This window comes from Nonomuraea sp. NPDC023979 (assembly GCF_040639085.1).
GTDB lineage: Bacteria > Actinomycetota > Actinomycetes > Streptosporangiales > Streptosporangiaceae > Nonomuraea > Nonomuraea ceibae.
The window spans coordinates 86,178-98,546 of the sequence record NZ_JBEZZG010000006.1 but is presented as its reverse complement, the minus strand read 5'-3'; the positions used below and the strand labels follow the sequence as shown (position 1 = coordinate 98,546).

The 12,369-nt window shown below is 66.7% G+C and carries 15 protein-coding genes; 3 read left to right on the top strand and 12 right to left on the bottom strand.

The window, feature by feature from the left end:
* The first annotated feature begins 70 nt into the window (after nucleotides 1–70).
* Nucleotides 71–823: an AAA family ATPase gene (locus tag AB0G11_RS14000; RefSeq protein WP_357586093.1), complete on the top strand. Its 753-nt coding sequence runs from the start codon at nucleotides 71–73 to the stop codon at nucleotides 821–823.
* Between the two features lie 885 nt (nucleotides 824–1,708).
* Here AB0G11_RS14000 and AB0G11_RS13995 read toward each other — a convergent pair.
* The 10 genes from AB0G11_RS13995 to AB0G11_RS13950 all read right to left on the bottom strand — a co-directional run bounded on the left by AB0G11_RS13995 (nucleotide 1,709) and on the right by AB0G11_RS13950 (nucleotide 9,211).
* A complete protein-coding gene (locus tag AB0G11_RS13995; protein ID WP_357586091.1) occupies nucleotides 1,709–3,022 on the bottom strand; it encodes an IS256 family transposase in 1,314 nt (437 codons plus the stop codon).
* Between the two features lie 118 nt (nucleotides 3,023–3,140).
* Nucleotides 3,141–4,505: a tyrosine-type recombinase/integrase gene (locus AB0G11_RS13990; protein WP_357586089.1), complete on the bottom strand. Its 1,365-nt coding sequence runs from the start codon at nucleotides 4,503–4,505 to the stop codon at nucleotides 3,141–3,143.
* Nucleotides 4,502–4,693 (bottom strand): helix-turn-helix domain-containing protein, encoded by a 192-nt coding sequence (locus AB0G11_RS13985; protein ID WP_357586087.1) that lies wholly within the window; start codon nucleotides 4,691–4,693, stop codon nucleotides 4,502–4,504. Before AB0G11_RS13985 ends, AB0G11_RS13990 begins: the two co-directional genes overlap by 4 nt.
* Complete coding sequence (locus tag AB0G11_RS13980; RefSeq protein WP_357586085.1) at nucleotides 4,690–6,021, bottom strand: replication initiator; 1,332 nt, start codon at nucleotides 6,019–6,021, stop codon at nucleotides 4,690–4,692. The genes AB0G11_RS13985 and AB0G11_RS13980 overlap by 4 nt, the downstream gene beginning before the upstream one ends.
* Nucleotides 6,022–6,154: 133 nt before the next feature.
* Nucleotides 6,155–6,307, bottom strand: a complete 153-nt coding sequence (locus AB0G11_RS13975) for a hypothetical protein (protein ID WP_357586083.1) — start codon at nucleotides 6,305–6,307, stop codon at nucleotides 6,155–6,157.
* A 5-nt stretch (nucleotides 6,308–6,312) separates the two neighbouring features.
* Nucleotides 6,313–6,474 (bottom strand): hypothetical protein, encoded by a 162-nt coding sequence (locus tag AB0G11_RS13970; RefSeq protein ID WP_357586081.1) that lies wholly within the window; start codon nucleotides 6,472–6,474, stop codon nucleotides 6,313–6,315.
* Between the two features lie 12 nt (nucleotides 6,475–6,486).
* Entirely contained in the window at nucleotides 6,487–6,810 is a 324-nt protein-coding gene (locus AB0G11_RS13965) for a hypothetical protein (protein ID WP_357586079.1), read from the bottom strand.
* A gap of 14 nt (nucleotides 6,811–6,824) precedes the next feature.
* The gene (locus AB0G11_RS13960; RefSeq protein ID WP_357586315.1) at nucleotides 6,825–7,526 is read right to left on the bottom strand and encodes a DUF2637 domain-containing protein; all 702 of its coding nucleotides are present in this window, start codon (nucleotides 7,524–7,526) and stop codon (nucleotides 6,825–6,827) included.
* Nucleotides 7,527–7,554: 28 nt separating this feature from the next.
* Nucleotides 7,555–8,889 carry an FtsK/SpoIIIE domain-containing protein gene (locus tag AB0G11_RS13955; RefSeq protein WP_357586077.1) on the bottom strand — a complete coding sequence of 445 codons (1,335 nt, stop codon included), beginning with the start codon at nucleotides 8,887–8,889 and terminating at the stop codon, nucleotides 7,555–7,557.
* Nucleotides 8,882–9,211: a hypothetical protein gene (locus tag AB0G11_RS13950; RefSeq protein ID WP_357586075.1), complete on the bottom strand. Its 330-nt coding sequence runs from the start codon at nucleotides 9,209–9,211 to the stop codon at nucleotides 8,882–8,884. The genes AB0G11_RS13955 and AB0G11_RS13950 overlap by 8 nt, the downstream gene beginning before the upstream one ends.
* 143 nt (nucleotides 9,212–9,354) lie before the next feature.
* Between AB0G11_RS13950 and AB0G11_RS13945 the strand changes: the two genes are divergently transcribed.
* Entirely contained in the window at nucleotides 9,355–9,738 is a 384-nt protein-coding gene (locus AB0G11_RS13945; RefSeq protein WP_357586073.1) for a GntR family transcriptional regulator, read from the top strand.
* A 190-nt stretch (nucleotides 9,739–9,928) separates the two neighbouring features.
* Here AB0G11_RS13945 and AB0G11_RS13940 read toward each other — a convergent pair whose 3' ends face one another.
* A complete protein-coding gene (locus AB0G11_RS13940; RefSeq protein ID WP_357586071.1) occupies nucleotides 9,929–11,269 on the bottom strand; it encodes a helix-turn-helix transcriptional regulator in 1,341 nt (446 codons plus the stop codon).
* A 62-nt stretch (nucleotides 11,270–11,331) separates the two neighbouring features.
* Nucleotides 11,332–11,619, bottom strand: a complete 288-nt coding sequence (locus tag AB0G11_RS13935; RefSeq protein ID WP_357586069.1) for a hypothetical protein — start codon at nucleotides 11,617–11,619, stop codon at nucleotides 11,332–11,334.
* Nucleotides 11,620–11,868: 249 nt separating this feature from the next.
* Here AB0G11_RS13935 and AB0G11_RS13930 point away from each other — a divergent pair, with 249 nt between their 5' ends.
* The gene (locus AB0G11_RS13930; protein ID WP_357586067.1) at nucleotides 11,869–12,153 is read left to right on the top strand and encodes a winged helix-turn-helix domain-containing protein; all 285 of its coding nucleotides are present in this window, start codon (nucleotides 11,869–11,871) and stop codon (nucleotides 12,151–12,153) included.
* Nucleotides 12,154–12,369 lie beyond the last annotated feature (216 nt).

Below are 12,369 nucleotides of genomic sequence, written 5' to 3'. Positions count from 1 at the left end.
CTTTCAGCGCCGCCTACAGCTATTCAGGATCATGGCCCCATGGGCCGTTTGCGCCCCGCATTATTGAGGCGTGAAGAATCGCGACTCCGGTTTGACTCGATCCATCGGGCCCGCCACCAGCGACATCGCTGCCGAAGTCATCGAACGAAGCCTCATGAGGATTACCGGCCCTCTGGCGGACGTCGAGCAGACACGATTCATCAGCCGCGTTGTACAGACATGGCGCAAACGCGGCCAGCGGCGCAGCGTCGAGCCGATTCTCACGCTCGTCTGCGGCTACGCCGGATCCGGCAAGAGCGAGTTCTCTCGGTTCCTGTCCGAGGTCACTGGCTGGGCCCTTCTCGACAAGGACTCCATGACCTGCGCTATGGCCGAGCGGCTGCTTACCGCACTCGGCGGCGATCCCCACGACCGGCACACCGAGCTCTACCTACGCGAAGTACGTCCCTTGGAGTACCGGTGCTTGCTGGAGACCGCCTTTGACAATCTGCGGGTGGGTACCTCGGCCATCCTGTCCGCGCCGTTCATCGCCGAGATGAACAGCCCCGGCTGGATGTCCCACCTGACTGGCCAGTGCTCAGCCATGGGCGCGGACGTGGGAGTGATCTGGATACGCTGCGACCTCACGTCGATGCGCAGGCACATCGAGATCCGCCGAGCCGCCCGCGACGCCTGGAAGCTGGACAACTGGGCCGCCTATACCAGCGGCCTGGATACCAACAACAGCCCACCCACGGCGCACATCAACGTCGATAACCGGCTCGGTGCCGCTATCAGCGTGATCGATCAGACTCGCGTCACGTTGAAGCGAATCCTCGCGTGACCATGGCCCCGTTCCACCAACCTCTTGCAAGGGGCACGTCCCCCACGCCGTCGAGCCGCACGCTAACCGTAGATCTGGTGGCAGACCCGATTGCGGACGCGAAAGTTGGGACGAGACGGCGGGAACAGACGGTCACACTTCGCCGAGATCAAACGGGATGATCCATTCCTGACGTTTCCTCCAGGGCTTTTTCGGGCCGCCTTCTGCGAGTGGCTCCGCCTGCCGGCCGCACTCGGCTCCTGCTGGCGTGCCGTACGGCTCACTGGCCCGTGCCTCCGCTCGGATCGCTTCGATACCTTGCGCTCTGACCGGGGTGAGGCGGAAGGCGTCGCACGGGGGCCAGCGGGCGTGAAAGTCGGGCGCGGGGTAGGCACTGCACCCTGAGCGGTCGTGTGAGTGCGGGTGCTGGGCGCCGAGGCGACGCCGGTCTTCGATGGCGGGGTTCCCGCGCCGGACATGCCCGACCACATCCCGAGAGCAAGGCAGACCACGAAGCTCGCGACGAGCACCGGCCTCAGCCAGCGATCTCCGACGCCCTGAGGATGTCCCCTGGGAGGTGTCGGAGTCGAGTACATCCGGGGCCAGAGATCGTCCCGTCCCAGGATCGAGGCGTCTCTATAGCTGACCGACGGCCCAGACTGCGGCTCGGCGGTCGACTCCGACTCTTCATGGAGCGTGGTGCGTCTATGCAGCGGCAGGCCGTACGGTGGCCGTCGGCGTGGCCTGGAGCCTTCGAGCGGGGAGCGATCACCGTGCATAATCCTCCTTATTCACCGAGTGGTTGCCAGGGTGCCGCATGATTTCGAGATCCGCCGCGATCACCCAACCTGTCGCGTGTCGCCAGGGGGGTGTGTCTAGATAACGGTGTATCTCGATCTTGATTAGTTATCGAGGGGTCGGGGTCAGGCGGCCGTCGAAGGTGATGGCGAAGGCGTTCAAGGCGGCCTTCCAGCGGGTGATCCAGCGTTTGCGGCCCTTGCCGGTTGGGTCCAGGCTCATGATCGCCATGTAGACGCACTTGAGCGCGGCCTGCTCGTTGGGGAAGTGGCCGCGGGCCTTGACCGCCCGCCGGATCCGCGCGTTGACCGACTCGATGGCGTTGGTCGAGCAGATCACCCGGCGGATCTCGGTGTCGAAGTTGAGGAAGGGCACGAACTCGGCCCAGGCGTCCTCCCACAGCTTCACGATCGCCGGGTACTTGCCGCCCCAGAGTTCGGCGAATTCGTAGAAGCGCTCGAGTGCAGCGGCCTCGGTCGGGGCGGTGTAGATGGGCTTGAGGGCTTTGGCGATGGCGTCCCAGTGCTGGCGGGCGGCATACCGGAACGAGGCGCGCAGCAGGTGAACGACGCATGTTTGCACGACGGCTCGGGGCCAGACGGTCTCGATGGCCTGCGGCAGGCCCTTCAGGCCATCGCAGACCACCATCAGCGCATCGGCCACGCCGCGGTTCTTGAGCTCGGTCAGCACGTGCAGCCAGAACTTCGCGCCCTCGCCGCCGTCGCCGGCCCACAGCCCGAGGATGTCGCGCTCACCGTCCACGGTGACTGCCATCGCCAGGTAGATGGGACGGTTGGCGACCTGGCCGTCGCGCAGCTTGACGTGGATGGCGTCGATGAAGATCACCGGATAAACGGGGTCGAGCGGCCGGTTCTGCCATTCGGTCATGCCCTCCAGCACCTTGTCGGTGATGGTGGAGATGGTCTGCCTGGAGACGTCGGCGCCGTAAACCTCGGCCAGGTGCGCGGCGATCTCGCCGGTGGTCAGTCCCTTGGCGGCCAGCGAGATGACCATCTCATCGACGCCGGACAGCCGTCGCTGCCGCTTGCGCACGATCTTCGGCTCGAAACTCGCGTCCCGATCGCGCGGCACGCTGATCTCCACCGGCCCGACATCGGTGAGCACGGTCTTGAACCGGCTGCCGTTACGGGTGTTGCCGCCCTCGTTGCCGGAGCGCTCATGCCTGTTGTGGCCGAGATGGTCGGTGATCTCGCCTTCCAGCGCGGACTCCAGCACCAGCTTGGTCAGCCGGCCCAGCAGCCCGTTCTCACCCACCAGCTCCACGCCCTCGGCACGGGCCTGATCCACCAGCCGGGCCACCAGCTCCCGATCCGACTCCTTGGCCTTGCTCTGCTTGGGCTTGCCCGCCACGCCGGCGTCCTCCAGGTCGATCTCCGTCGATGCCTGGATCACAGTACTCATCACGGGTGTCCTCCATGATCAGGAGTTACACCGTTGTTCTTACACTCCCCGCCAGGGGCGTTGCCCGGATGCGCATCGGAGAAAGGCCCCAGCCACAGCCGGGGCCGAAGTCCGGCTTCTATACGTCGAGAGCGTCGTTAATCTTTCCGTTGATCTGTTCCTGCTGGCCATCCATGCATTTCGCGTAGACCCGAAGCAGCACGTCAACACCATGCCCAGCACGTTTTGCGACCTCAGGGGCCGGGACACCGGCATTCAGCCAGAGCGAAACCGCCGCATGGCGGAGGTCGTAGGGGCGCGCGGCGAGTGACGAGGCCACCTGAGCGGGAGTGAGGGCGAGTTTCCGGGCTTCCTGCCAGACGTACGAGTGCGCCGAGCTGGAGTAGGTCCCGCCGGTACCGGTGCGGAAGATCCTGCCGTCCTTGGCCGTGCCATACTCGGCGATGTGCTCGCGGAGCATGACGACCAGGGCGGGCGGAATCGGGATCTCTCGCGTCTCCTTGTCTGCGCGGTGCTTCAGACTCCGGGACTCGTGAGTCTCGCCAGAGTTCGTCCATCGCTTCGTGCTCTGCGGCCGCGCTCGCTCTAGGACGATCAGCCCCCATCCCGACTCGGGCAGCGTGCAGTTGTTCGCGCGCAGATCCGCCGTCTCCTCCGGCCGAAGCGCTGCGTAGTAGATGCATCCGAACAGTGCCTTGAGGCGAGGACCCCGCTTGCGGCCCACCTTGGGAACCGCGTCGAGGAGTTGCCTCGCTTGGACGGGGTTGACCACCGTACGAGGATCGACGACCGTCACGGCCTTCGGCACCGTCCATTTGATCGCGTCGAGCGGGTTGCTGCTGAACACCTTCTGCTCGACCGCGTGCTCCAGCAGGTGATGGAGGACCGCACGCTTACGCCGCACGGTGTTCGCTCCTGCGGGGGCACCGGCGAAGGTGACCGAGATAGCGTCCAGGGCCGTGCGAAGAACGGGAGCCTCCCCCAGGCTCGACAGCGGTAGCGAAGCCCGCTCCAGCCACCCCAGAGCCACGGCTTGAGCAGAGGTCAGGGCAGCCCGCCGCTTCTCTGGGAGCAGCACATGAGCCCGGAGGACCTCCCGCAGGTCTGCAGTGGATGGACGGCGCGGTGCGTCGTCCACCAGAGCAGGGATGAGACTGAGGAGCGCGTACGCGTCCGTTTCGCGAGTCCTAGCGGCCGAGGTGTTCCAGCGTTGAAGGATGTACGCCTGGGCAAACTCCAGGAACGTCGGCCCCGACGACTCCGGCGCCAGCATCGAGACTGGTAGACCGGTGGTGACGTCGAACTCCTCCCCCGCCTTGGCCGCCTGCCGCAGGTCCGACATGAAGGCGTTGGCCAAACCCTTGGTGCGGAAGCTCTTGGACTTCTGCTTGCCGGCCACCCGCCAGCGAGCGATGAAGGTAGGGGTATCACGGTCGGAGCGATGTTGGATGGCGCCGAGCTTCACGTCATAGGTGGTGTTCACACTGCCTCCCGTCGCGAGTCGAGCCAGGACATGAGGTCGCTCCGCCAGATGCGGAGTTCGAGATTGGGCAGTTGGATGCAGACCGGCGCGCGGCCGAGTTCCCGCCAGCGGTAGAAGGTGCGGCGGGAGACTCCGCCGAGTTCGGCGAGGACCTCCGGAACGGTCAGCAGTTCGTCACGCCTACTCATCGGGCACCACTCCCAGCGGTGGGAAGCTGGGTGCCGGTGATGGCGGCAGCGAGCAGCAGTTCGCCGGCGGAGAGGCCCTGTCCGGCGTACTCCCAATGGGCGATGACGAGGACGGTGTCTTCGTCGAAGAGAGGGAGGCGGCCGGTGGTGATGTCCTCGGCGCGCTGGTGTTCCTCGCGTGCGGCGCGGAGTTGGCCGAGAGTGGTGGAGTAGCGGCGGCTCTTGGTGGAGAAGTGGCCGCGGAAGCCGAGCATGTGGGCCCACTGGATCAGGCGAAGGTCGGCCAGGGCGTCGAGGGAGCCCAGGCGCATGCATGCGGCGATCAGGCGTCGGGCATGGTCGCGGATCGACAGGGCGGCCAGGTCGTCGAGGGGTTGGATGCGCCGGTCCAGGGTGCCGACGCATTCGGCGGCCTTGGTGGCGTACTTGGCGATGTACGCCGCGACGGCCTGCTCGGTGAGTTCGCCATCCATGGTGATGCGGCGTACGTCGAGTTGTTCGCCCCAGCGGAAGGTACGGCTGAGCGGTTTCACGTCGGCCGTCACGACCGCCGCCGCATGCTGGACGGCGTCGGCGAGGGCTTCGGCGGTTGCCCAGGCAGGGGGCGGTGAGGTGGGGCCGTCCGGTCCGTCGAGGCGAATCACGGCGTGGAAGTGGACGATGCCGCGCCGCTGGTATTCGGCGACCTTGGCGAAGGAGATGACGGCCTGCTCACGCAGGGCTTTGAGAGTGAGGCCAGAGAGTTTGGCGAAGCGCCTGCGGAGGGCTTCGGTGAAGCGCCGCCAGAGTTCCGGGCTGATGGCGTTGAACAAGACCGACCCTTCGTAGTCGTAGCAATCCGGGCAGAGCGGCTCACCGAGGCACGCGTCCTCTGCCGAGTGCCGCCGAGTGCAGGACATGACCTGTCCGTGCGGGCAGGTCTCGGCGTTGCGGCGGGCGTGGCACGGCAGGACCTTGCCGCTCTTCTCCCGCCGAACATGCACGGCTCCGAAGGAAGGTGCGGTCAGGGTGACGAACAGGCACGGGTGCGCGCTGACCGTTTCCGGCACGCCCTTGCCCCCGACCAGCCCTGTGCGGACGAGTTGGTACGTGTCGGCGCGGTACGTCTCAGCGCAGGCCGGACAGCGAGTGGCCCGGCGGGTCTTGCAAGGGACACGCAGGATGCCGTCAGGTTCGGTGCGGGTGGTGTAGCGGTGCAGGAGGTGGCCGGTGGCCTGGTCGTAGTGTTCGACCTTGCCGCGTAGGTGGATGGGCTGGCGGCAGCCGCCGGAGCGCTTGATCTGTGCGGCCCAGCGGTCGTAGTCGGGGTGGTTGAGCCGGTCGATCATCCCGGCTACAGCGTGGGAGTGGGCAAGGCAGGGCAAGATGGGACCGTCCTATCCAGTCATCTGGTGTGGGATAGCCCCCGGCCTGGCGCGGATCTTGGCGGATGTGTGGCCAGGCGGGGGGCGCTCAGCGCGATTAGGCGCCGTGGTTGTCGAGGCCGGTGCCGTGGCAGTCGGCGCAGGTGTTGTTGTCGGTGAGGCCGGTGCCGTTGCAGGTGCAGCAGCGGTAGCCGGCGATCGGGATGGTGTCGAGGATCTGGGGCCAGTCGGCCCAGGGCTGTTCGGTCATGGTCATCACCGGCTCTTGCGCGGGGTGATGGTGACGTACATGCGGTAGCTGCGGGGCCGGGTGCGGTCCGGGTAGGCCCGCGACATCGAGGTGACGTCGAAGACCTCGCGCAGGTGGATCATGCCGAGGGTGATTTCGGCGCGGTTTCCTTCGAGGCGGATGCGCATGCTGGTGACCTCCTAAGCGGGGCTGTCGGGTGTGATGCAGCCGTGGTAGCTGTCGTGGGCGGCGTGGCGGGTGCGGGCGTCGGACAGGATGGCCACGGCCCGGTACTCGACGGGGCCGAAGAGCAGTGATGTGCCGTAGTGGCCGCCGTCGGAGTCGATCGGAGTGCCGATCAGGTCGGCTATGGCGTCGATCTGCGCGCGCATCTGGTCGTCGTCGGCGTCCCTGGGGAAGTGGTGGACGGTGGTGCCGCGCGGGGCGGGTACGTCGGGGTTGGCCTGGAGGAAGACCGCCAGGTGGATGAGGCCGTGGATGAGGGCGGTGCGGTCGTCGGTCATCGGTGATCTCCTGTTCATCGGGTTCGCAGGGTGCGGAGCAGGTCTGAGGCGAGTTGGTTGGAGACGCCCAGGCGGGCGCGGAGTTGGTCGCGGGTGATGGGCCTGCTGTGGGCGGTGTGATGGTCGTCGGCGACACGGCGGGCGTAGTCGACGAGTGCGGGGTCGGGTGCCGGGCCGTCGTCCTGCTCGTCGTCCTGCTCGTCGTCCTCGTGGGCGGGGACGAGCGCGGGACGGTCCTCGTACGGGACGGCTTGGGGACGGTCGGGGACGGACGGGGACGCCGTCGTCCAAGACGGGGACGTCTGCTGGACGTCCGGGGACGGTTCGGGGCTGGGCGTGGTGGCGCGGCGTTCGAGCATGGAGACCGCGACGAGGAACGCGGCGGCCGGAGTTGCGGCGGTGATCCAGCCCCACACGGTTGGGTCGGCTTGTTGGAGGTTCGCGGCCAGGGACAGGACGATGCCGCCGGCCAGGACGAGGACGGGCCAGGACAGCGGGCCGCGCCGTACTCGGCCGGTCTTCTTGTCGCGCTGGCGTTCGCGAGCGGCCATGACGCAGGTCAGGTCAATGCACACGGCTACGGCCCAGGCCATCCATCCGTGCTGGCCGTGCTCGGTGGCGGTGTCGCGGATGTGGGAGAACGAGCCCGCGCCCGCGATCAGCGCCAGGACGAGGACGGGGCCGGTGTCGAGCAGCCAGGCGGCGAAGCGGCGCATCACGGTTCCTCCCTTCTTGGTCAGGCAGTCAGGCGGATTGGGAGTCGGGCGCTTGGTGGGGTTGGGCGGCCATGACGTCGGCCCAGGGCGGGGCGTGGTCGGCGTAGGTGTGGGCGGCGTGTTCGGCCGCAGCCTCACTGACGTAGAAGGAGCGGGCGCGGTACCACTGGCCGTCTTGGCTCGCCACGATGGCCACGCCGGGTGTCTCGGCGGCGATGGCGCGAGCGGAGTCGAGCGCGGCCGGGTCGAGGTCGCCCAGCGTCATGGTCGCTGTCTCGGGGTCGTTGACCCGGTGGCAGATCCGGCCCGAGCACTGGGCACGCAGGGCGGTGACACCGGGGCCGAGGTCGGAGCCGATGCGCTGGCCGCAGCAGAACAGGTAGATGCCGAACGCCCGCCCGAGCTGCGCCACCCTCAGGAGCGCGGTGGAGGTCTTGGCGATCTCGTCCTTCTCCGACTTGTCGGCCATCAGGTAGAGCTCGGCCAGCTCGTCGACCAGGACCACGACCGGCACCGGACGCATGGCGGGCGGTAGTTGCCAGATGTTGCGGGCCGAGGCCATCCGGCACACGCCCATGCGGTCGGTCATGAGCGCCACCAGGTCATCGAGCAGCCCGCCGCATTCGGCCCGAGAGGTCGCGAGGGCGGACAGGCGGGGCGCGTACGGGGTGAACTCGACTCCGCCCTTGAGGTCGAAGCCGACCAGGGCGACCGGTTGCGGCGCGAGGCCGACGATGAGCGCGTTGGCCAGGTTGGACTTGCCGGACTGCGTGGCCCCGGCGTTGAGCCAGTGCGGAACGGTTTTGAAGTCGACGACCCAGGGGCCGCCGGTCTCCAGTCTGCCGACGGTGACCTTGAGCAGTTCAGTCGAGGGCGGTAGTTCGTCAACCTTGACCAGTGGGTCGCGGATGGTCGCGGCCAGCCGTACCCGTCCTGGCTTGTCGGAGGTGACCCGTACGGCGTGCACCCCCCAGGAGTGCGCGAGCCGTTCGGCTACGTCGGCGTAGTCGGCGGGGATCTGTCCTTCCAGGGTGTGCAGGGTGACCCGCCAGCCGTGCCGAGTTGGCATGGGCAGCCACATGAACGGCTTGGTGTCCACGGCGATGCGCTGGAACTTGCGCTTGACGCGGACGACGCCCGTGGAGGCGACCAGGCCGGGGACGGTGGTGAACCAGAAGCGTTGCCGCTTCTTGGTCAGCCCGCAGCCGAGGGCGACCTTGCGCCAGGTGGCCCGGACGGTGATGGCCATGATGGGGAAGCCGACGACGAGCCAGAACGAGCGGTAGTGCCAGCGGTGCCAGGCCCAGAGCCCAGCCGCGACGGCGGCCAGGACTCCGAGCACCGTGTAGAGCTGGTCAGACATCCTCGGCCTCCTGGAGCGGGAGGAGCGCGGTGGCGCGGTAGGAGATGCCCCACTTGCCGGCGATCTCCCAGATGTAGCCGAGCAGGCCGACCGCGTTGACCGCGTGCCCGGCCTTGATGGGCGGCTCGCCCGTGATGCCGATCTTGACGAGTTCGATCCGGCCGAACTCGTCTTCCACGGAGACGGTGACCTCGTAGACGGTGTTGCCGTGCTTGTCGGTCTTGATCTCGCCGGTGTCGCGGTTGAGAACGCGCGGGCGCGGGGCCTTAACGCAGGTGATCGTGAGCTTGCTGGTGTCCACAGGGATGGGGACGGTGCGCATGAGTGGAGCTCCTTTGAAGAGATTGTTCTGCTTATCAAGATACCTAGGTATCTAGCTCTGCAAACCGAGAATGCCATGATCTTTTCGAGATTGGTTACAGGTTGCCCAGAGACCTAGGCATCTAGAACGTCTACTGTGGAGACATGGCATCCACTGACCGGCGCCGGCCGTACCTCAGGATTGCCGAGGACGTCCGGCGCGACATCGCGTCAGGCCGATATGCCGTGGGTGAGCAACTCCCCGTGGCTCGCGAGCTGGCCGAACGATATGGCGTGGCCATGATGACCATCGGCAACGCGCTGGCCGTGCTGCGGGACGAGGGATTGATCGAGACCCGCCAGGGCGCGGGCAGCTTCGTCATGCGCCCTCCCGGTGATGAAGCTGCCGAGCCGCCACCAGGAGAGCGAAGCGAAGAGTTTCGCATCATCGCCGAGCAGCTCCACGAGATCCGGCAGCACATGGAGAAGCTCACGATCAGGCTGGACGAGCTAGACGCTCGGACTTCTCCTGATCGATCCGAGCAGTGATCCCTTCTGCTCGCTTCTGTAGTTCGGCTAGGCCGACCGTGATCTCCGCCAGTTCGCGTAGCAAGAGTTGTCGTTCGTCCTCTGTGAGACCCACGAGCACTACCCCATTCGTTAGGCAGGACGCCGTGGCGCCCCCGGGTTACCTGATGGGCTGGGAGCCGGCGGGCCGTCGGCTCACCGATGATCGGGATTAGAGCAGTCGCATCGCCTTGGCGAGGTTGAGGACCTCGCGTTGGCGGTGCAGACGGGCGCTGTCGCGTAGGTCGCGCACGATGTTGCGAACGAGTGGACGGTTGCGGACGTGCTGAGGTGCGATGCGATCCGCGCGGGGCAGGGCATCCGCGGCTTCGTTGTCTCTTCGGTTCATGTGGAAGCCGGCGGCTGTGCAGGTCCAGTAGTGCGCCTGTCTTTCGGAGGAGGCGATAGTGGCGATCTCGACTTGTTCCGCGCGGGTGATGACGTCCCTGGGTCTTCCCAGCTCCATGCTGACTTCTACCGCGTGGATGGTGGTGTTGACGCGGTTGAACTGGGTCTGGAAGACGTTGCCGTCCGGGGGAAGAGCCTGAGCAATGCGGCGAGCCTCGTCGAGGTGGTTCTCGGCCTCGTGCTGGTCCCATAGCCGGGAGCAGACGACGGCGGCCCGTAGGTGCAGCGCGCCCCACATGGCTTTGATCGTGTCGCTCGCGCCCACGTACGGTTCGATCTGATCCAGGGCGGTCAGTGCTGCGCTCTTCGCTGGGTCGAGCTGGGCTTCGTGAAGCCAGACGCCGCATAGGTCCCAACTGGCTGCGGCGATCAGGTCCGGTGAGCCGACGCGTTGAGCGGCGACGAGTTCGCGCTGCACCGCTGTCCAGCCGAGGTCGTGGTGACCCAGGAGGTTGGATGAGACTCGCGCCATGTGGCAGGCCCGCAGCATGAGCGCCTCAGCCCGATCGCGGTCCGTCGAGGAGTCGCCCGTGATAGCGATCAGGTCCGTGAGGATGCCGGGCAGGACTTCTCCCAGCGCCGTGAACTTCGCGTCCTGGCGGAGTTGCTCGGCCAGGCGGACATTCGCCTCCAGGTCGGCCAGCGTGCGCGGAGCACGGGCCGGCAGGGGTGCAACCCCGGCGGGCAATGAAGCCTGTTGGAGGGCGAGGCGCAACCCCGGAACTGCGGCATGGCCTGAGTCGAGTTCTGCCGTCTCGTGCCGGTACGGCTGACCGGTCAGTTCAGCGACCTCTACGCCCAGCACTTCGGCGAGTTGTCCGACCACGCTCATGCGGTCCAAGGGCATGCGCCCGTTCTCGACCTTGGAGAGCCAAGAGACGGACCGGCCGATCTTCTCGGCCAGGGTCGCCTGGTCCCAGCCCTTACGATGACGAGCGCGCGCGATCCGCTGCCCCTGTGTCAGGTTCTCGGTGGCCACGTGTCCCGCCTCCTTATCTCCGTCGCCTGACTCGACGATAAGGCGGGTGACCTGCGTCACCAGCAGAAAAATTGCCAGTGCGGGGACAAGCGAAGGCGCAGGTCGGCCTTCGACCTGCGGAAACATGCCGCCACAAATCAGTAGCGCAACGTGACCGTGGCGCTACTGATTACCGGCGTGGCGTCTCTCTAGCCTGCTTCCCCTCTCAAGATGTGGCTCCAGAGCGCCTCGGTTCGACTCCAGGTCTCCCAGCCGCTTTCGGTGACGACCGTGCCAGAGGTCGAGCGTTGGTGACGGCGAATGAAGGCGAGGCCGGCGGCGTTACAGAGCTCGAAGACGACGGGCAGGCAGCCACACGTGTAGTCGCGGACACGGACATTGGTGGTGCGGGAGGCGCAGGGATACCAGCGAACCGCAGTCAGGTTGGGGCTCGCCGCAGCCGGGTGAGCGCCGTGATAGATCCCGAACTCGTCCACAGCGCCTCCACCCTTGACGGGAAGGGGCGCCGATGAGTGAGCGGATAGATCCGGCCATGCAGCACGTACGTCTGCGCTTGCGGCCGAGCGCGTACGCGCTTGCCCCACCCGGAGGGGCTCTGTCCTGTCGCTCATCGACGCCATACCGCAAGAGTAGCGAGCCTGTAAGTCCCTGTCTACTGCATGGAGCTCCATGAAGCTTCATGAGCCGGTGTGAAAGGGCATGAAGCGCCCTCCTAGCCTCGTAGTGTGGCCAGATATGTCGAGCACACGCGCACTTGGGAGTTCGACGAGGATCGCTCTCGCTGGGAGCAGATCCTTGAGGTCCTCAACGCGCGGATCGACTCAGGCGAGTGGGGAGCCAAGTTCAAGATCTCCGAAGTCAAGCTGATGGAGGAGTTCGGGGTCGCCCGCCCCACCGTACGCAAGGCCATGGAACGCCTCAGAGCTGCCGACAGGATCTATACCGTCCCGAACCTGGGCAGCTTCGTTAAGGGCGCCGGCGACGAAGGCGCGACCAGCGGCAACGGCTGAGCGCCCAGCATCACGCCAAGATCATTTCGAGACGTGATACCGGCGGATGAGAACTTTCTCTACGTCTTCAAGGGCAGCCCGCCTACGGCGGCCTGCCGCGCGTCGGGCGGTCGCTGGCCGCGCTGCGGCTCTCCGGCCGGTCGCGACCAGCGCCACCCACGCGCCCAACCGTCACAACGGACAGCAGCCGTCGACGACGTTCTCCCACCAACGGAG